The following is a 23,591-nucleotide window of genomic DNA, read 5'->3' as shown; positions in this document are numbered from 1 at the left end:
GCGGCCCGCGCCACGACCAAATACGACCCCCAAATGGACCGTGTTCTTGGTCTTATCTCGTGAAATATAGACCCTTTTGGCCGCCTTGCCGAAGAGGCGCGGGCGAAAAGGGGTCTGCGGGCCGCTTTAGGAGGCTAAATTGGTCGGGATTGCAAGGGCGCCCCGGAAATTCCCACCGTGTGCGGCGGATTCGCCGCAGGGGCGAGGGCAGGGCGCGAGCGCGGAACCGAGCCGCCCCGCGCCCTTTCAACGTCTATTCCGCGGCGGTGACGCCGTGCGAACGCGGCTTGGCCAGTTCACGGCAGACCACGGCCGAGAAGGTCGCCAGCAGGCCCAGGACCATCAGGAACAGCATTTCAGCCAACCCCGGCGCCAGCACCGTCAGCGACGGAACGACCGGGCTGTTGGCGATCCCGACGGCGCCGGCCAGCAGGGTGAACAGGGCGGCCGCACCCGCCAGCAGCGGCGCGCCCTTGGCCAGGGCCGAAAGGGCGGCCGGACGTCGGATGACCAGCAAAACAGGCGCGGCGACGAAGGCGGCCGCCAGCAGCAGGATGATCAACTGCACCGGCGCGGCGGCGTTTCCGAACACGTCGCCCACGGTCAGGCGGTCGGCGGCGAGGGCGGGCGTGGCGAGCAGCAGCGGCGCGGCGGCGGCTGATAGGGTGATGAGGCGCATGAGGGTCTCCAGTGGATTACGAACGTAAGATTTTCAGAGAATTACGCCAGTAAATTCGAGAGTCAACAGCGGAGCCTCGATGAGGGGCGCGGCGAATAATTCTGGCCTGACTGTCGGTTTGTTGGAAACCTGCTCGTCCTAGTCGCGGGGGCGGCGCGGACAGCCGGCCTGTTTCAGCAAGGAGTTCGACATGACCGACATGACCGCCGAACAGCGCGGCCCGACCACCGGCCTGGCGCCCTATATCTGCGTTGGCGGCGAAGGCGCGGCCGCCGCCATCGATTTTTACAAGGCGGCCTTCGGCGCCCAGGAAATGGGTCGCATTCCCGCCCAGGACGGCAAGCGGGTGATGCACTGCGCCCTGAAGATCAACGGCGATTCCCTGATGCTGTCCGACGGCTTTCCCGAGTTTGGCCATCCCGCCCAGACGCCGGCGGCGCTGACCCTGCACCTTCAGGTCGATGACGCCGACGCCTGGTTCGACCGCGCCGTCGCCGCGGGTTGCGTGGCGACCAAGCCGGTCGAGGTGCAGTTCTGGGGCGACCGCTACGGTCTGCTGCGCGATCCGTTCGGGTTCACCTGGTCGATCGGCGCGACGCCGAAGGGGTGAGGTGAGGGTGGCCAACGGGGATCGGGATCGCGCCGTCCCCGGACAGGCACGGGGATAGACGCCCCAAGTCCTCCCCCTGAAGGGGGAGGCGGCCGGAGGCCGGTGGGGGAACACCGCATTGATTCAGCGGGACTTCCCCCTCCGATCGCTGCGCGATCACCTCCCCCGCTAGGGGGAGGACTTGTACGGGCGCCCAGACAATCGACGCAGCCCCCGTAAAACCTCCCGTATTCTGTACCCACCTCGTCGCGAGGAAAGGGCGCAAGGCCAGCGACCATTGCGGCGGCGGGGTGTGATCGAGCGGGACTGGGGTCGAGGGGGATACTCGACCGGTCCGGGGATCCCGGCGTTGCGGGACCCGCCCGCCGTCGGCGTGGATGAGGACAGACGGGTGTGTTCATTAGTCATTTGCTTGGCTCGCCCGCCTCGACCGCCGGTTCCTCGCGGAAACGCGAGAGACCGGCTCCCGGTAAGGCCTGAACAGGGCCACCTGACGGGACGCTGACGGATAACAGTCACGCGGAGCGGACGGCTTCGTCGAAACGGTATTTGCTACTCACTCATCCGGACGTGGTCCGGACGCTCCGCGACCCTTTTCATCAACTCGGCGGTTCCCGCGCGAGGTCGCGAAGCCGTAGCTGCTCCCCCTCTGGGGGAGCTGTCGCGGAGCGACTGAGGGGGCCAATGTGGCGTTCGCCCAGCTTGCCCCCTCCGGCCCTCCGGGCCACCTCCCCCAGCGGGGGAGGATCGAGATCAGACGTCCAGATCCGCCACCGCGAACTCGGCGTTCTCTTGGATGAACCGGAACCGCAGCTCGGGCTTGCGCCCCATCAGGGTCTCCACCAGCGACTCAACCGCTTCTTCTGAACGCGGCAGCGTCACCCGCGCCAGGGTGCGGACGGCGGGGTCCATGGTGGTTTCCTTCAGCTGGGCGGCCATCATCTCGCCCAGACCCTTGAAGCGGCCGATCTCGGGCTTCTTGCCCTTGAACATCGTGGCCAGCAGCTCGTCCTTGTGGGCGTCGTCGCGGGCATAGGCGCTCTTGCCGCCGTGGCTGATGCGATACAGCGGCGGCAGGGCCAGGAACAGGTGCCCGCCGCGGATCAGCTCGGGCATGGTGCGGTAGAAGAAGGTGATCAGCAGCGAGGCGATGTGGGCGCCGTCGACGTCGGCGTCGGTCATGATGATGATCCGCTCGTAGCGCAGATCTTCCTCGCGATACTTGTTGCCGCCCTGGGCGCCCAGGGCCAGCATCAGGTCCGACAGCTCCTTGTTGGCGCTCATCTTCTCGCCGGTGGCCGAGGCGACATTGAGGATCTTGCCGCGCAGGGGCAGGATCGCCTGGTTCTTGCGGTTGCGGGCCTGTTTGGCCGAGCCGCCGGCGCTGTCGCCTTCGACGATGAACAGCTCGGCGCCATCGACCGCGCCGCCGGCGCAGTCGGCCAGCTTGCCGGGCAGGCGCAGCTTGCGGGTCGCCGAGGCGCGGGAGACTTCCTTGTCCTTGCGGCGCTTGAGGCGTTCCTCGGCGCGCTCGACCACGAAGTCGAGCAGGGCCTGGGCGCTCTTGGGCGAGGCGGTCAGCCAGTGGTCGAACGGGTCGCGCAGCGCCGCTTCCACGAAGCGCTGGGCTTCGGAGGAGGACAGTTTTTCCTTGGTCTGGCCCTGGAATTCCGGGTTGCGGATGAACACCGAGATCAGGGCGCCGGCCTGGGCGATGACGTCGTCGGCGGTGATGATCGCCGCCCGCTTCTCGCCCTTGAGTTCGGCGTAAGCCTTGAGGCCCCGGGTCAGGGCGGCGCGCAGGCCGCTCTCATGGGTGCCGCCTTCGGGGGTGGGCACGGTGTTGCAGTAGGACTGCATGAAGCCGTCATGCTCGCCGAAACCACGCGGGGTCCAGGCGATGGCCCATTCGACCGCGCCGGCCTCGCCCTGGCGCTCAATGCGGCCGGCGAAGCTTTCGGGCGTGACGGTTTCCAGGCCCTTGGTGCGCTCGGCCAGGAAGTCGGCCAGGCCATTGGGGAAGTGGAAGACGGCCTCGGCGGGGGTCTGATCCTGAATGCGCTCGGCGGCGCAGGACCATTTGATCTGCACGCCGCGAAACAGATAGGCCTTGGAACGGGCCATGCGGTACAGGCGCGCCGGCTTGAAATTGGTCCCTTCGCCGAAGATCTCGTCGTCGGGCTTGAAGCGCACCATGGTGCCGCGCTTCTTGCTGGGGCCGATCTTCTCGACCGGACCCAGCGGCTTGCCGCGCGAAAAGGTCTGCAGGTGCTCGAAGCCGTCGCGCCAGACGGTAACCTCGACCAGCTCCGACAGGGCGTTGACGACGCTGGCGCCGACGCCGTGCAGGCCGCCGGAGGTCTCATAGGCCTTGCCGCTGAACTTACCGCCGGCGTGCAGGACGGTCATGATGACCTCCAGCGCCGACTTGCCGGGGTGCTTGGGGTGCGGGTCGACCGGCATGCCCCGGCCGTCGTCCTTGACCGACAGGAAGCCGTCGGCGTCGAGCTTGACCTCGATGGTCTTGGCGAAGCCGGCTACGGCCTCGTCCATCGAGTTGTCCAGCACTTCGGCGAACAGGTGGTGCAGGGCCCGCTCGTCGGTGCCGCCGATATACATGCCCGGCCGCTTGCGGACCGGCTCCAGGCCTTCCAGCACCTCGATGTCGCTAGCGGTATAGCCGCTCGAGGACAGGGCCGACGCCGGGCTGGCCGATGGCGGCGGCGGCGCAGCGGCGCGAGCAGGGGCCTCGACATGAGGCTCCCGGGCCGGCAGCGGCGCGGCGGGCGGCGGCGCCAGAGCGTCGTCGAACAGGGAAAGCGGGGGCAGGTCGTCTTTGGCGGACATTACGGGAACATGCGTCGATTCTGTGGAAGCCCCGTATGGGCTTCCAGGAGTCCGGTGAAAAGAGGCGTGTCGTCGCGGGTGGCGAAATCGTTGGGGAGGGAAGTCCTCCCCCGTTTCAGGGGGAGGACCCTTACAGTCCCTAGCGGTAAGCCACCGGCAGGCCGTTGTCGGGCGCCGCATAGCGGTCGCGCAGCTGGGTCTGGCGGCTGTCCTTCGGCTGCTCGACGCCGGCGATGAACACCTTGTCGGCCCAGCTGGTGGTTTCCAGAGGATCACCGGTCCACAGGACGATGTCGGCGGCCTTGCCAACTTCAAGCGAGCCGATCTTGCCGTCCATGCCCCAGATCTTCGCGGGGTTCAGCGTCACCGAGGCCAAGCCTGCCGCGTACGGCAGGCCGTTAGCCACGGCGAGGCCGGCGTTGAGGCGTTCCTGACGCAGGTTGTTGAAGTCCCGCGCGCCGTTGATCGCCACCATGACGCCGGCGGCATTGAGCCGGGCGGCGTTGTCGAGGCGCGAGCCCAGGGTCTCGAAGCTGTCGGGCAGATCGGCCTGGGTGTCGACGATCACGGGCACGCCGGCCTTGGCGATCTCGGCCGCCACGACCCAGCCTTCCTCGGCGCCTTCCAGGATGATCTTGATCTTCTCCTCGGCCGCCAGCTTGAGCGCCAGGCGGATGTCGGAAGCGCGGTGGACGCGGACGAGCAGCGGGGTCTTGCCCTGCACGACCGGGACCAGGGCCTGGAGGTCCAGACGCGAGAGGCCGTAGTCGCGGGTCGCGCCCTGTTCGAAGGCGGCGCGGTTGCGGGCGAAGGCGCGGGCGTCTTCCAGGGCCGACTTGATCAGCACGATCACGGCGCCGCGCGAACCGCCGGCCGCGCGGGCCCCGGATTCGCCCAGCGAGACCGTGACGGCCAGCCTGGAGGCCTCAACAACATCCGGATCGCCGGCCTGCAGACGGACGAACGCCGCCTGGCCGCCGAACAGGGGCGGATCGCCCGAGCCGGAAGCGCCGGCTGTCATCTCCTCCACGACACCGTCGTCGGCATGCTCGTGAGCGCCGCCGCCGGTTCCCGACAGGACGGGGGTTACGGCCGAGGCGGTGACGCCGCCGTCGCGGGCCAGGCCGATCATCGGCGAGGCCGGATTGACGCTGTAGGCGATGTCGAAGGCCGCCGACAGCGCCGTGCCGGTGCCGTCGTCGCGGGTCTCCTTGACGCCGCCGATCTCGGAGGCGGTCAGGTTGGACGACGGCGCGATCAGGCCGGGGGTAACAACCCCGCCCTTGGCGTCAATGACGGTCGCCCCGGCTGGAGCGGTGACGCCCGCGCCCAGAGCGACGATCTTGCCGTCACGCAGGACGATTGTGCCCGAGGCGATGGCTGGTCCGCTGATCGGCTCAAGCCGGGCGTTGGTGATGGCGATGGTCTGGGCCGTGGCCGGGGCGGCCAGGGCCGCGAAGGCGGCGCCTGTAAGGAGGAAGGACCGGATCATCAGTTGAACGCTCCCTGGCCGGTTTGGCCAAGCTCGAAGTCGGACTTGGGCTGGTAGCGGGGATCGTGACGATCATAGGTCAGGGCGCCGTCGACATAGACCTTCTCGGCCAGGGCATAGACGCTGAACGGATCGCGGCTCCACAGCACCAGGTCGGCGGCCTTGCCGGGCTCGATCGCGCCGGTCTTGTCACCGATGCCCATGGCCTTGGCCGGATTGGCGGTGATCCACTTGATCGCCTCGGCGCGCGTGATGCCGTAGCCCAGACGGTTGCCGGCCGTCATGGCGAGGGCCGCTTCCTGGTTCAGGCGCTGGGTCATGATCGGATCGTCGGAGTGGATGACGACGCAGGCGCCGGCCTTCCAGAGGATGGCGGCGTTGGAATCGATGCCGTCCAGGCTTTCCATCTTGAAGCCGGTCCACGAGGCCCAGGTGGCCGAGCAGATGTCTTCCTTGGCCAGCAGAGCGCCCACCTTGTAGGACTCGATGGCGTGGTGGAACATCGTGATCTTGTAGCCAAACTCCCTGGCGATATCGATCATCACCGCCATTTCGTCGCCGCGATAGCAGTGGTTCTGGACCAGGATCTCGCCCTTCAGAACGCCAGCCAGGGTCTCGAGCTTCAGGTCGCGCTTGGGCGGATCAGCCTTCTCGCCCTTTTCCTTCTTGCCGCGATAGTCGTCCCATTTGCGGGCGTAGTCGGCGGCGTCGATCCAGGCCGCGCGGAAGCCGGCCACGTTGCCCATCGCTGTCGCCGGCGCGCGGCTCTTGCTGCCGTAAACGCGCTTGGGGTTCTCGCCGCAGGCCATTTTCAGGCCGTAGGGCGCGCCCGGAAATTTCATGCCCTGCATGGTGATCGAGGGCACGTTTTTCAGCGTCACCGAGCGACCGCCAAACAGGTTGGCCGAGCCGGGAAGGATCTGCAGCGTGGTCACGCCGCCGGCCCGCGCCCGGTTGAAGCCGGGATCCTGCGGCCAGACAGAGTGCTCGGACCAGACCTGTGAGGTATTGGGATCGGTCGCTTCGTTGCCATCCGACCTGGCCTGGACGCCAGGCGAGGGATAGACGCCCAGGTGGCTGTGGGCGTCGATGATGCCGGGGGTCAGCCATTTGCCCTTGGCGTCAATGACCGCGACATCGGCCGGGATCGGCGTTTCAGGGCCGCCGACCGAGATGATCTTGCCGCCGGAGACGAACACGACGCCGTTCTCGATCTGCTGGCCGGTCGCCGTCAGCACCGTCGCGCCGACGATCGCCGTGGCCCGCGAGGGCAGGGGCATGTAGGTCGATGGGAAGCCCGAGGAGGTCGAGCCGTCCAGCCCCTTGGGCAACGGCTTGTTCTCGACTTTTTCGGCCGGCTTGGCCGTCGTTCCGCCGGGCTTGGCGCCGGCTCCGCTCGTGGTCGCGCAGGCCGAAAGACCCAGCGCGAGCAAGCTTACGGCCGCAGCCGTGTGACGCCATCCCATCATGAAAAACCCCGACTCTCGAACAGGCGGGCAGGACAGACGAAAAATCTATCCCAATCAAGAGAGGTGGCGCCCCGTATCGCCGGAACTGCGAAAATTGTCTTTCGTCGGACGCGGGTCGCGTCATCAGGCGTTGGGTTCGACGAACATGACGGGCTTTGGGCAGCGCTGCGAGACCGTACCCGTCGTCTGTGTCGACCTTCCCGGGGCCTGACCATGAAAAAGGGCCGCGGATTGCTCCGCGGCCCTGGTCGTTCCCAATGAAGGGTTCGACTACATCTTCACGTTCAGCGACACGCCGATGACGCGCGGTTCGTTGACGAAGGCGGTGTTGTTATTGAAGTCGATCGCGCCTTTGAGGTTGTCCTCGTCGGTGATGTTGCGGGCAAACACCGCAGCTTCCCACGCGCCGTCCAGCTTGGCGTAGCCGAGCTTCAGGCCGCCTTCGAAGTCGCCCTTGCTGTAGAACTCCTTGGATTCATAGAGGAAGAAGTTCGTCATGCCCTGCACCTTCCAGTCGGTGTAGGCAAACAGCTCACCATCGGCGCCGAAGGGCACGCTGTAGCGGGCCGTGACGTCAAAGGTGTATTCCGGAGCGTTGGGGAAGGGGTTGCCGTTGATCAGGGCCTGACCCTTTGCGTTCAGCGGATCGGTGACCGTGCACTGCGCGCACGTGGCCGTCGCCAAGGTCGAGTCCTTGATTTCCGTCTTGGCGTAGCTGTAGCCAGCCGTCAGGACGAGGTTTTCGGTGACGACAAATTCGCCGTCCAGTTCGATGCCGTAGGCCTCGCCCTTCTTGGCATTGATCAGGCGGTTGGAGTTGGAGCCACCGCCGACGGCGCTGAATTGCGGATCATCGATCGTGTAGGTGAACAGCGCGCCGTTCAGACGGACGCGGCGGTCCATCAGTTCGCTCTTCAGGCCGACTTCATAGGACATGATGGTTTCAGACTGGGCGACCGAGGCCGGCGAGAAGAAGGCGATGTCGCGGCCCTGGATCGACGGACCGCGGAAGCCCGAGGCGACCTTGCCGTAGACGCTGACATTCTCTGCGACGTCGTAAAACGCGCTGAGGTCCCAGCTGACCTTCTCGTCGGAGACCGACACCGGCGCGACGGGATTGGGGCCAGAAATGACCCGCATGTCCTTTTCATCGCTGGTGTAGCGCAGGCCGCCAGTCAGGGTGAAGGCTTCGGTGACATCATATGAGGCCTGGCCGAACACGGCCCACGACTTGTTGTTCTGCTCCAGCGTGGTCGCAGGGGCAAAACCCGGATCCGTGCGGATCTGATAGCTGGAGTCGAAGTAGAAGCCGCCGACCTGCCAGCTCAGCGGGCCATCGGTGTCGCTGGCCAGGCGCAGTTCCTGAGTGATCTGGTCCAGCTGCTTGATGCCATCGGTGCTTTCCGAGGGGAACGGGATGAAGCCCGGGCCCGTCAGATTGCCGCCGTCGATATCGCCACGGCTTGAACCATGGGTCTCTTCGTAAGCGGTGATCGAGGTAAGGGTGACGTCACCGAAGTCGTAGCCGATGTTGGCCGAAGTGCCCCAGCCCTTGTACTTCTGGGGGTTGCCCGCGCCGGCGTCGAAATAGACCGTCTTGCGGTCATAGTTGGCGTTGAGCTTGTTGGAGCCCTTGGTCAGGACGTTGGCGCGGAACGTGGCCGACGTGCCGTCGAGGTCGCGGCCATGAACGTTGAACAGGGCCGAGAACGCCTCGGTCGGCGTGAACAGCACCTGCAGGCGCGCCGCCTTTTCGTCGAAGCCGCCCAGGGCGTCCTTCTTCTTCGTGAAGGCGTTGTTGATGTAGTCGTCGCGATGCTGGACCAGCACCGAAGCGCGCGCCGCCACCTTGCCGGGAATCAGCGCCCCACCGAAGCCGCCGTCGAGGGTCATGGTGTTGAAGCTGCCGTAGGAGACCGCCGCGCGGGCCTTGGTGTCTTCACTCGGCTTGATGGAGCCAAACTTGACGATGCCGGCCGTGGTGTTGCGACCAAACAGCGTGCCTTGCGGGCCGCGCAGGACTTCGACTTGCTCGATGTCGTAAATCGGCGAGCTCTTCAGCACCACATTTTCCAGCACCACGTCGTCCTGGATGATCGAGACCGGCTGCGAGGCGGCCAGGTCGAAATCAGCGTTGCCCAGACCGCGGATGTAGAAACGCGGTGCGGCGCGGCCGTTGGAGGATTCAGCGTACAGGCCTGGAGCCTTGGCCGAGAGGGCCAGGATGTCGTCGCCAGCGGCGAAGGTCGACTGCAGGCGCTCGCCAGCAAGGGCGGTTACCGAAACCGGCACGTCCTGCAGGTTTTCGCTGCGCTTCTGGGCGGTGACGATCACTTCGCCGACTTGGGTTTCCTGAGCCAGGACGGCCGGGGCGGTGGCGATGGCCATGCTGAGCGCGGCGAGGCCGCAAGACAGGCGCAGGGCGCGGCGAAAGAGGTGGCTGGAGGTGTGCATGGAGAGATCCTGTGCTGACCAAGCTTGATGACGCCGACTCTGTCGGTGGGCGTTCACGTCGCTTCCGTTTGCGCTGCGTTAAGCCCAGTTGACGCTCCAGCGATATCGTTCGCTACGGGATTTCGCCCACTTCGGACGGATTGCGTCGGTTCTGTTGCGGAGTTGCGACAATTTTGTTCAGCCGGCGCCCCTAAGTAATAAATCATTCCCAGGTTTGCGGCGCAGATGGCGTCATCAGGCCCAAAAGAAAAGGGCCGAAGATTTCTCTCCGGCCCGGATTCCCAGTCCTAAACTCAGTTTAGCCTAGCACTTGTAGTACATGTCGAATTCAACAGGGTGCGGGTGCAGTTGCAGACGCATCACTTCTTCCATCTTCAACTCGATGTAGCTGTCGATGAAGTCGTCATCCATGACGCCGCCGGCCTTCAGGAAGGCGCGGTCCTTGTCGAGGTTCTCGAGAGCTTCACGGAGCGAACCGCAGACTTCCGGGATCTTCTTCTGCTCGCGCGGGGGCAGGTCGTAGAGGTTCTTGTCGGCGGGCGCGCCCGGATCGATCTTGTTGTTGATGCCGTCCAGGCCGGCCATCAGCAGCGCGACGAAGGTCAGATAGGGGTTGCCCATCGGGTCGGGGAAGCGGGCTTCCAGACGCTTGGCCTTCGGCGAGTCGACGTGCGGGATACGGATCGAGGCCGAGCGGTTACGGGCCGAATAGGCCAGCTTCACCGGGGCTTCGTAGCCGGGCACCAGGCGCTTGTACGAGTTCGTCGTCGAGTTCGAGAACGCGTTGATCGCCTTGGCGTGCTTGATGATGCCGCCGATGTACCACAGGCACATGTCCGACAGGCCGGCGTACTTGTCGCCTGCGAACAGCGGCTTGCCGTCCTGCCAGATCGACTGGTGCACGTGCATGCCCGAGCCGTTGTCGCCAAACATCGGCTTGGCCATGAAGGTCGCCGTCTTGCCGTAGGCGTGCGCCACGTTGTGGATCACGTACTTGTAGAGCTGCATACGGTCGGCCATCACGACCATGGTGTCGAACTTCAGGCCAAGCTCGTGCTGCGCGGGCGCCACTTCGTGGTGGTGCTTTTCCGGCTTCATGCCCAGCTCGCCCATGACGGCCAGCATTTCGCCGCGCAGATCTTGAGCGGAGTCGATCGGGTTGACCGGGAAATAGCCGCCCTTCGGACCCGGGCGGTGACCCATGTTGCCTTCGGCGTAGGTCTTGGCCGAGTTGCCCGGCAGTTCGACGGAGTCGAACGAATAGCCGGTGCTGTTGGGCTGGGTGTCCCACTTCACGTCGTCGAAGATGAAGAACTCGGCTTCAGGGCCGAAGAACACGTTGTCGCCGATACCCGAAGCCTTGACGTAGTTCAGGGCCGCCTTGGCGATCGAACGGGGGTCGCGATTGTAGGGAGTGCCGGTGTCGGGGTTCACCACATCGCAGAACAGCGCCAGGGTCGTCTGCTGATAGAACGGGTCGATGATGGCGGTCGTCAGGTCGGGACGCAGCTTCATGTCCGACTCGTTGATGGCCTTCCAGCCGGCGATCGACGAGCCGTCGAACATGGTGCCGTCGTTGAGGAAGTCGTCATCGACCAGATCGATGTCGAACGTGACGTGCTGCATCTTGCCGCGAACGTCGGTGAAGCGAACGTCAACGTATTTGACGTCCTTTTCCTTGATCAGGTTCAGGATTTCCTTGGCGGTGCTCATTCCGTATCCCCTTCTTGAGCCTCGTAATATTTGACCGATCGCGGCTAGACGGCCGCGGGGCCGCTTTCTCCGGTTCGGATGCGGATGACTTCCGCGATCTCCGAGACGAAAATCTTGCCGTCGCCGATGCGCCCGGTGCGCGCGGCGCGGGTGATGGCCTCCAGCGCGGGTTCCAGCTGGCTGTCCTCGACGACCACCTCCACCTTGATCTTGGGGAGGAAGTCCACGACGTACTCAGCGCCGCGATAGAGCTCGGTATGGCCCTTTTGGCGACCATAGCCTTTGGCTTCGAGCACGGTCATGCCCTGGACGCCCATCTCCTGGAGCGCCTCCTTCACCTCATCCAGCTTGAACGGCTTGATGATGGCTTCGATCTTCTTCATCGGTTCCACTTTCGGGCCCGCAGGCGCGCCGCGCCTTTGATGAGCGGCACGGATCACGCCGCCCGGGGGACTCGCAAGCTTTCGACGGTCGGAAAGCGGCTCGCCGATGACGGATCGAGGGTGATGATCAAAATTTGCGCATCGCGAGCATGAAAATTGATCACTGCAGGTTTGTTGACCAAATGGCCTTGCAGAGCGCCGTTTCACCCCTAGGATCGCCCCCAACAATCGTTTGAATGGGGGCGAACATGCGCGACGACACACCGGTTTTGATCGGCGCTGGCCAGTTCACCTACCGCGGAGAAACCCAAAACTCGCCGTCACCGCTCGAACTGCTGAAGATTGCAGCGGAACGTGCTGTTGAGGATGCAGGGCTCTTGGGGTCGGTTCTTGCCGAACTCGACGCGTTGGCGGTCATCGCTTTCAGTATCGACGCGCCGGGCGGGCTTTCGAAGCTTCCCTTGCCGCGCCTTGCCAATCCTCCCGCGAGCCTGGCCAGGGCCTTGGGCGCCGGGCCGGCATGGAGCGTCTATACCGAGACCGGCGGCAACAGCCCCCAGCAGGCGATCAATGTCGTCTGCGAGCGGATCGCCAAGGGCCAGACCGAAATGGCCCTGGTGACGGGGGCCGAGTTTCTCGGCTCGCTGATGAAGCGTCTGAAGGGCGGCTTGGGTTTCGAAGGCTGGGGCGATGACATCGCCGAGCCCCCGGCTCGCATCGGCGATCCTCGTCCCGGCGTCACGCCGCAGGAGGCCGCGCACGGCCTGGGCTATCCCGTCAACACCTATCCACTGTTCGAGAATGCGTTGCGCGCCCGCGACGGCCGGTCTCTGGAAGACCATCAGGCCCGGCTGGGACGCCTGTTCTCACCGTTCAGCAAGGTCGCGGCCGGCAATCCCAATGCCTGGTTCCCGGTCGAGCGATCACCGGAGGAGCTGGTGACGGTCACCGATCGCAACCGGATGATCAGCTTTCCCTATCCCAAGTATCTGAACGCCATCATGGAGGTGGATCAGTCGGCCGCCGTGCTGATCTGCAGCGTCCGCAAGGCGCGCGAGCTGGGCGTGTCAGAAGACAAGTGGGTCTATCTGCACGGCTGCGCCGACGCCGCTGATCTCTGGTACCCGATGGACCGCCAGGATTTCCATTCCAGTCCGGCCATTCGCCTGACCGGTGAGCGCGCCTTCGCGATGGCGGGCATCGGCCTGTCCGACATCGACATCATCGACCTCTATTCCTGCTTCCCGTCCGCCGTTGAGGTGGCGGCCGAGGAGCTGGGCCTGGCGCTGGATGATCCGCGCGGTCTGACCGTCACCGGCGGCCTGCCTTATTTCGGAGGGCCAGGAAACAACTACGCCCTGCATTCCATCGCCGAGATGATGGGGCGGCTCAGAGCCCAGCCCGGAGCCTACGGGCTCTGCACGGCCAATGGCTGGTTCCTGACCAAACAGTCGGTCGGCATCTATTCGACAAGACCTGTCGAGGGAGACTGGGTCCGCGAGGCGCCCTCCAGGATTCAGGACCGGATCGACGCGCTGCCGCATCCCGAGATCGTCGAACACCCGACCGGCCCGGCGGTGATCGAGACCTATACCGTTGTCCACGCCCGCGAAGGGGTTCGCATGGGCATCGTAATTGGCCGCGACTCTGCCGGCCGACGCTTCGTGGCCCACACGCCCGAGGATCCCGAGACCCTGCTGGACCTCGAGGCCCGAGAAGGCGTGGGCAGAACCGGCGTCGTCGGTCCGCACCCCGACGGTGTTCGCAACCTTTTTGTTCCGGATTGAACCCATGACCCGCGTCCATGTCATCCGCCACGGGCGGCCGGCCTCGACCTGGGGCGGGGCGGAGGATGATCCAGGCCTCGACGAGGTCGGGCATCGGCAAGCCGTCGAGGCGATGGAAGCCCTGATGGCCCTGCCGGAAGGGCAACGACCGCTACGTGTCGTCTCGTCACCCCTGCGTCGGTGCCGCGAAACCGCCGCACCGATGGCGAGCGCCCTGGGTGTCGAGCTCGTGATCGATCCCCGCGTGGGGGAGATCCCTACGCCTGCGGCAATGCCCGCTGCGGACCGCCCGGCCTGGCTCCAGGCGGCGTTCGGCGGCGAATGGGGGCAGATTGTCGGCGATCTGGACTATGAGGCCTGGGCCAGAGGCGTGGCGGCCGCCGTGGCCGAGTATCCGAACACAGCAGTGTTCAGCCACTTCGTGGCGCTGAACGCCGCCGTCGGCGTGGCGATCGGCGAGGCGAGGGTGGCGGCGTTCCGACCGGATCACTGTTCGATCACGACGTTCGACATCCGCGATGGACGCTTGATCCTCAACGAGAAAGGACGCGAAGCTCAAAGTCAGGTGCTCTGAAGGAGTCGTCGTGCCGCGCGAGATCATGACCGTCGCCGAGATGACCGCGGCGGATCGCGCCGCCGTCGCACTTGGCGTGCCGATCAGCACCTTGATGGAGCGCGCCGGAATCGCGGTCGCCGAGGCGGTCAGGGCGCGGTTCTCGCATCGGCCCGTCGTGATCTGGTGCGGCCCGGGCGACAACGGCGGCGATGGCTATGTCGCCGCGCGGCATCTGCGCAGCAAAGGCTGGTCTGTTCGCGTAGAAGCCTCTGCGCCGCCGGTCACCGAGGCGGCCAGACGCGCGGCGTCACGCTGGAAAGGCGAAACCGGTCCTCTGTCGCCGGAGCCTGGCCAGGCCGACATCTATATAGACGCGCTGTTTGGCGCGGGCCTGTCGCGGCCGCTCGAGGGCGATGTCGCCAGGCTGGCGCGCGCCAGCAACCTGCTGAACAAGCCCATCATCGCGATCGATGTGCCCAGCGGCGTGTCGGGCGATACAGGCCGCGCCCTGGGCGAGGCGGCGTTTCGGGCCGATCTCACCGTGACCTTTCATCGACGCAAACCGGCCCACTGCCTGATGGACGGGCGCGCGGCTTGCGGAGAGGTGATCGTCGCCGACATCGGGCTCGCTGCTCCAGACCACGCTTGCGCCCTGCACGAGAATTCGCCCGACCTGTGGGAGGCCCGGTTTCCGTGGCCAGCCCTGGACGCGCACAAGCATCGGCGGGGTCGTTTGAAGGTGGTCAGCGGTGACGCTTGGAACACGGGCGCGGCGCGTCTGGCGGCGCGAGGCGGCCTGAGGATCGGCGCGGGCGTCGTCAGCCTGTTGTCGCCGCCCAGCGCGCTGGCGGTGAACGCCGCTCATCTCGAAGCGATCATGCTGGCGCCTTTCGAAGGCGAGGCCGACCTGCAGACGGCCGGAGAAAGCGCCGACGCCGTCGTGATCGGTCCGGCCGGCGGCGTCGGCGATGCGATCATGCGAAATCTTTTCGCTCTAGCGAGGACGGGCGCGGCCCTGGTGGTCGACGCCGACGCCTTGACCAGCTTCCGCCATGACCCGGGTGCGCTGTTCTCGGCCCTGGATCGCGATGACGTACTCACACCCCACCCGGGTGAGTTCGAGCGGATCTTTCCGGGGCTTCTGGGCGAATCGGTCGAGCGCGTGGCGGCGGCGCGGGAGGCGGCGCGCCGGGCCGGCGCTGTCGTGCTCTTAAAAGGGCCCGATACCGTGGTGGCCGCACCGGACGGCCGCGCGGCGATTTCGCTCAATGGGTCGCCCTGGCTGGCGACGGCGGGTTCGGGCGATGTTCTGGCGGGTTTCATCGGCGGACTGATCGCCCAGGGCATGGACAGTTTCGAAGCGGCCTGCGCCGGAGCCTGGATCCACGCGGAATGCGGAAAAGCGCGGGGGCCGGGGCTCATCTCCGAAGACCTGCCGGATCTGGCTCCCGCCGTGCTGGCTCAACTCTTGACGCGTCGCCCTGTCCAGGCGCGCGGCGGACTTGCATCCCCACGGTGAAATCCGTAAGGCCTGCCCCCACGCGGATGTGGCGAAACTGGTAGACGCACCAGATTTAGGTTCTGGCGCCGAGAGGCGTGGAGGTTCGAGTCCTCTCATCCGCACCAAGATTGACTGACCGCTTTCCCGTCTATGAGGGATGGCCGTGACTTTTGCCGCTGGCGCTCTTGGATGGTCGCGCACGTCGTGACATAAGGGCGCTCTTTCGCCGCCCCGGCCTCGCGGGCGGCGTCGATGTTTTTGACCCCAGGGCGGACCCCCGACGCGCGCGTCGCAGGTCCGAGAATATGACAATGTCGATGCAGATCGTTGAAAAGTCGGGCGAAGGCCTCAGCCGCGTTTATGGAGTGACCGTGCCGGCCGCCGAGCTGGCCACGCGTCTCGAAGCGCGGATCGCCGAAGTCGCGCCGCAGATGAACGTCAAGGGCTTCCGCCCTGGCAAGGTTCCCGCCGCTCACGTGCGCCGTCTGTACGGCAAGGCCCTGATGGGTGAAGTCGTCGAGCAGGCGCTCAACGAGACCACCCAGAAGGTCCTGGACGACAACAAGCTGCGTCCCGCCGGTCAGCCCGAGCTGAAGCCGTCTTCGGACATGGAAAAGGTTGTCGCCGGTGGCGAAGACCTGTCGTTCGACGTGGCCATCGAGATCATGCCGGACTTCGAGCCGATCGATCCCGCCAGCATCGAACTGGTCAAGCCGGTCTACAAGGTCGCGGACGCCGAGGTCGACGAGGCCCTGGGCGAACTGGCCAAGCAGGCCCGCACCTACGAGCCCCGCAAGGGCAAGAGCCTGAAGTCCAAGGACGGCGACCAACTGCTGATCGACTTCGTCGGCACGGTTGACGGCGTCGAGTTCGCCGGCGGCAAGGCCGAAGGCGCTGAACTGGTCCTGGGTTCGGGTCAGTTCATTCCCGGCTTTGAAGAACAACTGGTCGGCGCCAAGCCGGGCGACGAACTGGTCGTGAAGGTCACGTTCCCGGAAGATTATCAGGCCAAGGATCTGGCCGGTAAGGCCGCTGAATTCGCCACCAAGGTGACCGAAGTCCGCGCTCCGGTCGACGCAGAAGCCGATGACGAACTGGCCAAGCGCCTTGGCCTGTCTGACCTGGCCGCTCTGAAAGAGCTGCTGAAGTCGAACCTGTCGGGCCGCTACGACAACTCCTCGCGCTTCAAGCTGAAGCGCGCCCTGCTGGACGTGCTGGACACCAAGCACGAGTTCGACCTGCCGCCGCGCATGGTCGACGCCGAGTTCGCCGGCATCTGGCAGCAGGTCCAGGCCGACAAGACCCAGGGCGGCCTGCCGCCGGAAGACGCCGACAAGACCGAAGACCAACTGAAGGACGAGTACCGCAAGATCGCCGAGCGCCGCGTGCGCCTGGGTCTGGTGCTGGCCGAAATCGGTCGCAAGAACGACGTGGTCGTCACCGACCAGGAACTGACCGACGCCATCATGCGCGAAGCCCGCCAGTATGGCGCGCAAGCCCAGCAGGTGTTCGACATGTATCGCCAGCGCGCCGACCTGCAGGCCGCTCTGCGCGCCCCGATCTATGAGGACAAGGTCGTCGACCTGATCTTCGGCAAGGCCAAGATCGAGGAAAAGGAAGTTTCCAAGGAAGAGCTCCTGGAAGAAGACGATCTGCCGGAAGGCTACGGCGGCTAAGGCCTCCGTCATCCGACGAGACAGGGCGCGGCTCGCAAGGGCCGCGCCTTTTTCTTTGGCTCAAGCTTTGCGCCCGCGCCTTGCAACCTGTTAATCGCCACGCGATATGCGTTGGCGACGCCGCGCGAGGTGTGATTCGTGCGGCCCCAAAACGCGAAAAAGGGCGAACCCTATGTACGATCCGGTTGCAACGGCGATGAACCTCGTGCCGATGGTGGTCGAACAGACCAGCCGCGGCGAGCGCGCGTTCGATATCTTCTCGCGCCTGCTCAAGGAGCGGATCATCTTCCTGACCGGCCCCGTCGAAGACGGCATGGCCAGCCTGATCTGCGCGCAGCTTCTCTTCCTGGAGTCCGAGAACCCCAAGAAGGAAATCGCCATGTACATCAACTCGCCGGGCGGCGTGGTGACGGCGGGTCTCGCGATCTATGACACCATGCAATACATCAAGAGCCCGGTTTCGACCGTGTGCATGGGCATGGCGGCCTCGATGGGCAGCCTCCTGCTGTGCGCCGGCGCCGCAGGCCAGCGCATCTCGCTGCCGAACTCGCGCATCATGGTTCACCAGCCGTCGGGCGGTTTCCGCGGTCAGGCCTCGGATATCGAGCGCCACGCCGAGGACATCATCAAGACCAAGCGTCGCCTGAACGAAATCTACGTCAAGCACTGCGGCCGGACCTATGAAGAGGTCGAGCGCACCCTCGATCGCGACCACTTCATGAGCGCTGAGGAATCCAAGGCCTGGGGCCTGATCGATCACATCAATGAAACGCGCGACGAGACCGACGCCAAGGCCTAGGCCTAGGCCTCGCCACTCCGGATTCTGATCAAGCCGCCGTCCGCAAGGTCGGCGGCTTTTTCATGCCGGCTTAAAGCGGCTTGCCCCGGAAGACGCGGTAGCCACGCTCATCGGCGATGGCCAGCATTTCGATATCGCCCGACGTGTCGCCATAGGCTGCCGTCAGACGAACGTCCTCGCCGAAGGCTTCTTTCAGGCGGACAACCTTTTCCTTGGCGCGACAGTTTGGACCTGCCAGGACGCCAAGGGCGCGAAGGTCGTGGTCAAAGGCGAGACGCGTGCCGATCAGCAGGTCGGCGCCCAGACCGCGCGCGAACGGCGCAACAGTGATGTCGGGCGATGCGGTGACGATGACCATGCGGGCGCCCTTGGCGCGCCAGCGGCGCCACACGGCCAGGGCGTCCGGGCGAAAAAGGGAAGGGGCGTGCAGTTCGGCAAACGCCCGCGCATCGGCTTCGATCTCGGCCTGAGTCGCGCCTTTCAGGAATTCACGCACTGCGGCGGCCTTCAGCTTGCCGCGATTGCGATTGAAAACGTAGCGCACAAGGGCAGGGGAGAGCCGCAACACGCCCGCCGTCCAGCGCGCGGGGCCCGCGCGCCATTTCAGGAAGGCATTGAAGCTGTCGCGGACCGTCAGAGTGCCGTCAAAGTCAAAAGCCACCAGCGCCGGCGCATCGGTCATGTCGCCTGTCATCGGCATCGAGGCCGTCAGGCCCTTGGCCATTAATGAGCGCTTCGCCATTCTTCTCCGCGCGCATCGGGCGCGCCCTGTTAAACAAGCGGCTGTTCGATCACGATTCCCGCACCGGCTCTAAGCCTTCCACATCTATGGAAGGGTCAAGGTCCTGGAGCGGTTGCGCCGTTGGCCTTGGCCCCCATTTTAGACCGGAAGATCATTCCACGACACGATGCATTCTCTGGTCAGGCGCTCGAAAAAAGCGCCAAGGCTTGTGAACTGCGGCCGGATCGGGGAATGTCAAGGATTAGACAACTCCCGGCATGTAAGCTGTCCCTTCGGTGACGGCATGTGAGCCAGGAGCGGGCGTCACGGCCGTAGCCGCCGCCGCCATAGCGTGAGAAGCGACCATGACGAAAGCCGCGAGCGGCGATACCAAGAGCACCCTGTACTGTTCTTTCTGCGGAAAGAGTCAGCATGAGGTGCGCAAGCTCATCGCGGGACCGACGGTGTTCATTTGTGATGAATGCGTCGAGCTCTGCATGGACATCATTCGCGAAGAGCACAAGATTGCTTTCGTGAAGTCGAAGGATGGCGTCCCGACGCCACGCGAAATCTGTGAGGTCCTGGACGATTACGTGATCGGCCAAGCTCACGCCAAGAAGGTGCTCGCTGTCGCGGTGCACAATCACTACAAGCGCCTCAACCACGCGTCGAAGAACAACGACGTGGAACTGGCCAAATCCAACATCCTGCTGGTCGGTCCAACCGGTACGGGCAAGACGCTTCTGGCCCAGACCCTGGCCCGAATCATCGACGTGCCGTTCACGATGGCGGACGCCACCACCCTGACCGAAGCCGGTTATGTGGGTGAGGACGTCGAAAACATCGTGCTCAAGCTGCTTCAGGCCGCCGACTACAATGTCGAACGGGCGCAGCGGGGCATCGTCTATATCGACGAAATCGACAAGATCAGCCGCAAGTCCGACAATCCGTCGATCACCCGCGACGTGTCGGGTGAAGGCGTGCAGCAGGCCCTGCTGAAGATCATGGAAGGCACGGTCGCCTCCGTGCCGCCGCAGGGCGGGCGCAAGCATCCCCAGCAGGAGTTCCTGCAGGTCGACACCACCAACATCCTGTTCATCTGCGGCGGGGCGTTTGCGGGTCTGGAGCGCATCATCTCGGCGCGCGGCCAGGGCAAGTCGATCGGCTTCGGCGCCAAGGTTGCTGATCCGGAAGAACGTCGCACGGGCGAAATCCTGCGCAACGTCGAGCCGGATGACCTGCAACGCTTCGGCCTGATCCCGGAATTCATCGGTCGTCTGCCGGTGATCGCGACCCTGGAGGATCTCGACGAGGTCGCCCTGGTCAAGATCCTGACCGAGCCGAAGAACGCCTTCGTCAAGCAGTACCAGCGCCTGTTCGAGATGGAGAACATCGGCCTGACCTTCACCGAGGACGCCCTCAGCGGGATTGCGACCAAGGCTATCGCCCGCAAGACCGGTGCGCGCGGTCTGCGGTCGATCATGGAAGGCATCCTTCTGGAGACCATGTTCGAACTGCCCAACTACGAGGGCGTCGAGGAAGTGGTGGTCAACGCCGAGGTCGTCGAAGGCCGGGCTCAGCCGCTGCTGATCTATGCCGAAAAGAAGGGTGGCGCCGCGTCGGCCTGACGCGAATAGCCATTCCCAAGATCAAGGCGCGCTCCTCGGGGCGCGCCTTTTTCATGCCGTTGGGGCCCTGCAGGCTGGATCTCTGTCGTCTGATGCGGCCAGGCCACAGGCGCCGGGGGTCGCAGGCGTCTAGCTATGACCGCTAGTTTGAAACGAAATTGCGTGACAGGGGGTTTTGAGGGCATATCCCCTTCAGCTTGGCCACTTATGCGCGACCAGTCGCCGCTATCAGGCGACTCGGCTTGAACGCAGTGGCGAAACGTCCACATAAATAAGGACCATTCCGTCCAGTCCCGGACGGACGGGCCGATCGACTCAGGCGCATCGTCTGATGTAACGGCGGCCCGCATGGCCGAGCGCGGACGCCGCGACGGCCGGGAGTAAGAGCATTATGTCTGAACTTCGTACGCTTCCAGTCTTGCCGCTGCGGGACATCGTGGTTTTCCCGCATATGGTCGTGCCGCTCTTCGTGGGCCGCGACAAATCCGTGCGCGCCCTCGAAGAGGTGATGCGCGGTGACAAGCAGATCCTGCTGGTGACCCAGAAGAACTCGGCTGACGACGATCCGTCGCCGGGCGACATCTATGATGTCGGCGTTCTGGCCACCGTTCTTCAATTGCTCAAGCTGCCCGACGGCACCGTAAAGGTGCTGGTCGAGGGCAAGGGCCGCGCCGCCGTGGTCAAGTTTACCGATCAGGAGTCCTTCTATGAGGCCCAGATCGGTGAAGTGAGCGAGGACGAGGGCGTCGGTCCCGAGGCCGAAGCGCTGTCGCGCGCCGTGGTCGAGCAGTTCGAGAACTACGTCAAACTCAACAAGAAGGTGCCGCCGGAAGCCCTGGCCTCGATCCCGCAGATCGCCGAGCCGGGCAAACTGGCCGACAGCATCGCCGCCCACCTGTCGGTGAAGATCGGCGACAAGCAGCACCTGCTGGAAATCTTCGACATCGTGAAGCGCCTGGAAAAGGTCTTCGCCCTGATGGAAGGCGAGATCAGCGTCCTGCAGGTCGAGAAAAAGATCCGCTCGCGCGTGAAGCGCCAGATGGAGAAGACCCAGCGCGAATATTATCTCAACGAGCAGATGAAGGCGATCCAGCGGGAGCTGGGCGATCCCGACGATCAGCGCGACGAACTCATCGATCTCGAAAAGCGCATCAAGAAGACCAAGCTCTCCAAGGAGGCCCGCACCAAGGCCGAAGGCGAGCTGAAGAAGCTGCGCAACATGAGCCCGATGTCGGCCGAGAGCACGGTGGTGCGCAACTATCTCGACTGGATGCTGTCGATCCCGTGGGGCAAGGCCAAGACCAAGAAGATCGACCTGGTCGAGGCCGAGAGCATCCTCGACGAGGATCACTACGGTCTGGAGAAGGTCAAGGAGCGCATCCTTGAGTATCTGGCCGTCCAGGCGCGCACCAACTCGCTGAAGGGGCCGATCCTTTGCCTCGTCGGCCCTCCCGGCGTCGGCAAGACCTCGCTGGGCAAGTCGCTGGCCAAGGCGACGGGTCGCGAGTTCGTGCGCATGAGCCTTGGCGGGGTGCGTGACGAAGCCGAGATCCGCGGTCACCGCCGCACCTATATCGGCTCGATGCCCGGCAAGGTCATCCAGTCGATGAAGAAGGCCAAGACCACCAACGCCTTCTTCCTGCTCGACGAGATCGACAAGATGGGCAGCGACTACCGCGGCGATCCCGCCTCGGCCCTGCTCGAAGTGCTCGATCCCGCGCAGAACGCGGCGTTCGGCGACCACTATCTGGAGGTCGACTATGACCTGAGCCAGGTGATGTTCGTCACGACGGCCAACAGTCTCAACATGCCCCAGCCGCTGCTGGACCGCATGGAGATCATTCGCATCGCCGGCTACACCGAAGATGAGAAGCTGGAGATCGCCAAGCGCCACATCCTGCCCAAGCTGACCAAGGATCATGGCCTGAAGGACTCTGAGTTCGTGGTGCCCGAAAAGGCGATCCGCGATCTGATCCGCTACTACACCCGGGAAGCCGGCGTGCGGTCGCTGGAGCGGGAACTGGGCGCCCTGGCGCGCAAGACCGTCCGCGATCTGGGACGCGAGAAGGTCACCTCGATCACCATCGACGACGAGCGGCTGGCCAAGTATGCGGGCGTCAAGAAGTACCGCTATGGCGAGACCGACGAAGTCGACCAGGTCGGGATCGTCACGGGTCTGGCCTGGACAGAGTTCGGCGGCGACATCCTGACCATCGAAGCCGTGAAGATGCCGGGCAAGGGCCGCATGACGGTCACCGGCAACCTCAAGGACGTGATGAAGGAGTCGATCTCGGCCGCCCAGTCCTATGTCCGCTCGCGGGCCCTGCACTTTGGCGTCAAGCCGCCGGTCTTTGAAAAGACCGATGTGCACATCCACGTGCCGGATGGCGCCACGCCCAAGGATGGTCCCTCGGCCGGCGCCGCCATGGCTGTGGCCATGGTTTCGGTGCTGACCGGTATCCCGATCCGCAAGGAGATCGCCATGACCGGCGAGATCACCCTGCGCGGGCGTGTGACCGCCATCGGGGGGCTGAAGGAAAAGCTCCTGGCGGCCCTGCGGTCAGGCGTGAAGACCGTTCTGATCCCTCAGGAGAACGAGAAGGATCTGGTCGATGTGCCTCAGTCGGTGAAGGACGGCCTGGAGATCATTCCGGTCTCCACCGTCGATGAGGTGCTCAAGCATGCGCTGACCGGCCCGCTGACGCCCGTGGAGTGGAATGAGGCCGATGAGCCCATTGCTGCAACTGCGAAGGGCGATGAGGGCGACGGAGACGCGATTTTAACCCACTGACTGTAACTTATCGTTGATAAGTATGGCGGCGCGGGAGGTTCCCGCGCCGCCTTCATTTGACGGGGCATTTTCCGCCGCCATAATCCTGGCCGAGCGAAGTGGCGTCGGCTTTTGCGAAGCGCCGCCGCTTTATTGGCTGGGAGAAAAACATGACCACAAAAGCCGAACTCGTCACGGCGATCGCCGAGAAGGCGGGCATCAATAAAAATCAGGCCAAGGACGCTCTGGAAGCCTTCATCGAATCCGTCACCGACTCGCTGAAGTCGGGAAACGACGTGCGTCTCGTGGGCTTCGGCACGTTCAAGGCCGTAGCGCGTGCGGCGGGTACCGCGCGCAATCCTCGCACCGGCGAGACCGTCAACCGCCCGGCCTCGAAGACCGCGCGTTTCCAGGTCGGCGAAGGCCTGAAGACCACGCTGAACGGCTGATCTCTTTTTGAGAGACAAGAGGGCGGAGCGCTTCTCGGCGCGCCGCCCTTTTCTTAT

17 protein-coding genes and 1 tRNA gene are annotated in these 23,591 nt (G+C 64.8%); 10 read left to right on the top strand and 8 right to left on the bottom strand.

Features of this window, described 5'->3' with window-relative positions:
* Positions 1 to 253: 253 nt before the first annotated feature.
* Entirely contained in the window at positions 254 to 679 is a 426-nt protein-coding gene (locus ACW17Z_RS01280; RefSeq protein ID WP_492057288.1) for a hypothetical protein, read from the bottom strand.
* 190 nt (positions 680 to 869) lie between these two features.
* On the opposite strand from ACW17Z_RS01280, the gene ACW17Z_RS01275 reads away from it, so the two are divergent.
* On the top strand, positions 870 to 1,289 hold the full coding sequence (locus ACW17Z_RS01275; RefSeq protein WP_492057287.1) for a VOC family protein: 420 nt from the start codon (positions 870 to 872) through the stop codon (positions 1,287 to 1,289).
* A gap of 753 nt (positions 1,290 to 2,042) precedes the next feature.
* On the opposite strand, the gene parE is transcribed toward ACW17Z_RS01275, so the two are convergent.
* The 6 genes from parE to ACW17Z_RS01245 form a co-directional block, all read right to left on the bottom strand.
* A complete protein-coding gene (gene parE, locus ACW17Z_RS01270; protein ID WP_419316897.1) occupies positions 2,043 to 4,136 on the bottom strand; it encodes a DNA topoisomerase IV subunit B in 2,094 nt (697 codons plus the stop codon).
* Positions 4,137 to 4,275: 139 nt separating this feature from the next.
* Positions 4,276 to 5,628 (bottom strand): amidohydrolase family protein, encoded by a 1,353-nt coding sequence (locus ACW17Z_RS01265; protein ID WP_419316896.1) that lies wholly within the window; start codon positions 5,626 to 5,628, stop codon positions 4,276 to 4,278.
* Positions 5,628 to 7,097: an amidohydrolase gene (locus ACW17Z_RS01260; RefSeq protein ID WP_492057286.1), complete on the bottom strand. Its 1,470-nt coding sequence runs from the start codon at positions 7,095 to 7,097 to the stop codon at positions 5,628 to 5,630. The genes ACW17Z_RS01265 and ACW17Z_RS01260 overlap by 1 nt, the downstream gene beginning before the upstream one ends.
* A 270-nt stretch (positions 7,098 to 7,367) precedes the next feature.
* Positions 7,368 to 9,551, bottom strand: a complete 2,184-nt coding sequence (locus ACW17Z_RS01255) for a TonB-dependent receptor (protein ID WP_492057285.1) — start codon at positions 9,549 to 9,551, stop codon at positions 7,368 to 7,370.
* Positions 9,552 to 9,854: 303 nt separating this feature from the next.
* Positions 9,855 to 11,264, bottom strand: coding sequence for a type I glutamate--ammonia ligase (gene glnA / locus ACW17Z_RS01250; protein ID WP_419316892.1), 1,410 nt, complete (start codon positions 11,262 to 11,264; stop codon positions 9,855 to 9,857).
* 44 nt (positions 11,265 to 11,308) lie between these two features.
* Complete coding sequence (locus ACW17Z_RS01245) at positions 11,309 to 11,647, bottom strand: P-II family nitrogen regulator (protein WP_035046431.1); 339 nt, start codon at positions 11,645 to 11,647, stop codon at positions 11,309 to 11,311.
* Between the two features lie 236 nt (positions 11,648 to 11,883).
* On the opposite strand from ACW17Z_RS01245, the gene ACW17Z_RS01240 reads away from it, so the two are divergent.
* From ACW17Z_RS01240 to ACW17Z_RS01215, 6 genes are all read left to right on the top strand, one after another.
* A complete protein-coding gene (locus tag ACW17Z_RS01240; protein WP_492057284.1) occupies positions 11,884 to 13,434 on the top strand; it encodes an acetyl-CoA acetyltransferase in 1,551 nt (516 codons plus the stop codon).
* Positions 13,435 to 13,438: 4 nt separating this feature from the next.
* Complete coding sequence (locus ACW17Z_RS01235; RefSeq protein WP_492057283.1) at positions 13,439 to 14,008, top strand: histidine phosphatase family protein; 570 nt, start codon at positions 13,439 to 13,441, stop codon at positions 14,006 to 14,008.
* 10 nt (positions 14,009 to 14,018) lie between these two features.
* Positions 14,019 to 15,509, top strand: a complete 1,491-nt coding sequence (locus ACW17Z_RS01230; protein ID WP_492057282.1) for an NAD(P)H-hydrate dehydratase — start codon at positions 14,019 to 14,021, stop codon at positions 15,507 to 15,509.
* 22 nt (positions 15,510 to 15,531) lie between these two features.
* Positions 15,532 to 15,616: transfer RNA gene (locus ACW17Z_RS01225), tRNA-Leu, on the top strand.
* A 192-nt stretch (positions 15,617 to 15,808) separates the two neighbouring features.
* Entirely contained in the window at positions 15,809 to 17,167 is a 1,359-nt protein-coding gene (gene tig / locus ACW17Z_RS01220) for a trigger factor (protein WP_492058572.1), read from the top strand.
* A 172-nt stretch (positions 17,168 to 17,339) separates the two neighbouring features.
* Complete coding sequence (locus ACW17Z_RS01215) at positions 17,340 to 17,966, top strand: ATP-dependent Clp protease proteolytic subunit (protein ID WP_419255848.1); 627 nt, start codon at positions 17,340 to 17,342, stop codon at positions 17,964 to 17,966.
* Between the two features lie 70 nt (positions 17,967 to 18,036).
* Here the strand turns inward: ACW17Z_RS01215 and ACW17Z_RS01210 are convergent, their stop codons facing one another.
* Complete coding sequence (locus tag ACW17Z_RS01210) at positions 18,037 to 18,708, bottom strand: HAD-IB family hydrolase (protein ID WP_419316888.1); 672 nt, start codon at positions 18,706 to 18,708, stop codon at positions 18,037 to 18,039.
* 344 nt (positions 18,709 to 19,052) lie between these two features.
* Between ACW17Z_RS01210 and clpX the strand changes: the two genes are divergently transcribed.
* The 3 genes from clpX to ACW17Z_RS01195 all read left to right on the top strand — a co-directional run bounded on the left by clpX (position 19,053) and on the right by ACW17Z_RS01195 (position 23,534).
* Entirely contained in the window at positions 19,053 to 20,315 is a 1,263-nt protein-coding gene (gene clpX, locus ACW17Z_RS01205) for an ATP-dependent Clp protease ATP-binding subunit ClpX (RefSeq protein WP_492057281.1), read from the top strand.
* Between the two features lie 391 nt (positions 20,316 to 20,706).
* A complete protein-coding gene (lon, locus tag ACW17Z_RS01200; protein WP_492057280.1) occupies positions 20,707 to 23,106 on the top strand; it encodes an endopeptidase La in 2,400 nt (799 codons plus the stop codon).
* Positions 23,107 to 23,255: 149 nt separating this feature from the next.
* Entirely contained in the window at positions 23,256 to 23,534 is a 279-nt protein-coding gene (locus ACW17Z_RS01195) for an HU family DNA-binding protein (RefSeq protein ID WP_425996098.1), read from the top strand.
* The last annotated feature ends 57 nt before the right edge of the window (positions 23,535 to 23,591 follow it).

This window comes from Caulobacter sp. GSs2 (assembly GCF_058680895.1).
This window is presented reverse-complemented; position numbering and strand designations above follow the sequence as displayed.

Excerpts from the sequence above, each read along its gene's own strand:
- ACW17Z_RS01255 (WP_492057285.1), bottom strand. The coding sequence starts at position 9,551 with ATGCACACCTCCAGCCACCTCTTTCGCCGCGCCCTGCGCCTGTCTTGC.
- glnA (WP_419316892.1), bottom strand. The coding sequence starts at position 11,264 with ATGAGCACCGCCAAGGAAATCCTGAACCTGATCAAGGAAAAGGACGTC.
- ACW17Z_RS01265 (WP_419316896.1), bottom strand. The coding sequence starts at position 5,628 with ATGATCCGGTCCTTCCTCCTTACAGGCGCCGCCTTCGCGGCCCTGGCC.
- ACW17Z_RS01275 (WP_492057287.1), top strand. The coding sequence starts at position 870 with ATGACCGACATGACCGCCGAACAGCGCGGCCCGACCACCGGCCTGGCG.
- ACW17Z_RS01210 (WP_419316888.1), bottom strand. The coding sequence starts at position 18,708 with ATGGCGAAGCGCTCATTAATGGCCAAGGGCCTGACGGCCTCGATGCCG.
- parE (WP_419316897.1), bottom strand. The coding sequence starts at position 4,136 with ATGTCCGCCAAAGACGACCTGCCCCCGCTTTCCCTGTTCGACGACGCT.
- tig (WP_492058572.1), top strand. The coding sequence starts at position 15,809 with ATGCAGATCGTTGAAAAGTCGGGCGAAGGCCTCAGCCGCGTTTATGGA.
- ACW17Z_RS01235 (WP_492057283.1), top strand. The coding sequence starts at position 13,439 with ATGACCCGCGTCCATGTCATCCGCCACGGGCGGCCGGCCTCGACCTGG.
- ACW17Z_RS01240 (WP_492057284.1), top strand. The coding sequence starts at position 11,884 with ATGGGGGCGAACATGCGCGACGACACACCGGTTTTGATCGGCGCTGGC.
- ACW17Z_RS01260 (WP_492057286.1), bottom strand. The coding sequence starts at position 7,097 with ATGATGGGATGGCGTCACACGGCTGCGGCCGTAAGCTTGCTCGCGCTG.
- lon (WP_492057280.1), top strand. The coding sequence starts at position 20,707 with ATGTCTGAACTTCGTACGCTTCCAGTCTTGCCGCTGCGGGACATCGTG.
- ACW17Z_RS01215 (WP_419255848.1), top strand. The coding sequence starts at position 17,340 with ATGTACGATCCGGTTGCAACGGCGATGAACCTCGTGCCGATGGTGGTC.
- ACW17Z_RS01195 (WP_425996098.1), top strand. The coding sequence starts at position 23,256 with ATGACCACAAAAGCCGAACTCGTCACGGCGATCGCCGAGAAGGCGGGC.
- clpX (WP_492057281.1), top strand. The coding sequence starts at position 19,053 with ATGACGAAAGCCGCGAGCGGCGATACCAAGAGCACCCTGTACTGTTCT.
- ACW17Z_RS01245 (WP_035046431.1), bottom strand. The coding sequence starts at position 11,647 with ATGAAGAAGATCGAAGCCATCATCAAGCCGTTCAAGCTGGATGAGGTG.
- ACW17Z_RS01280 (WP_492057288.1), bottom strand. The coding sequence starts at position 679 with ATGCGCCTCATCACCCTATCAGCCGCCGCCGCGCCGCTGCTGCTCGCC.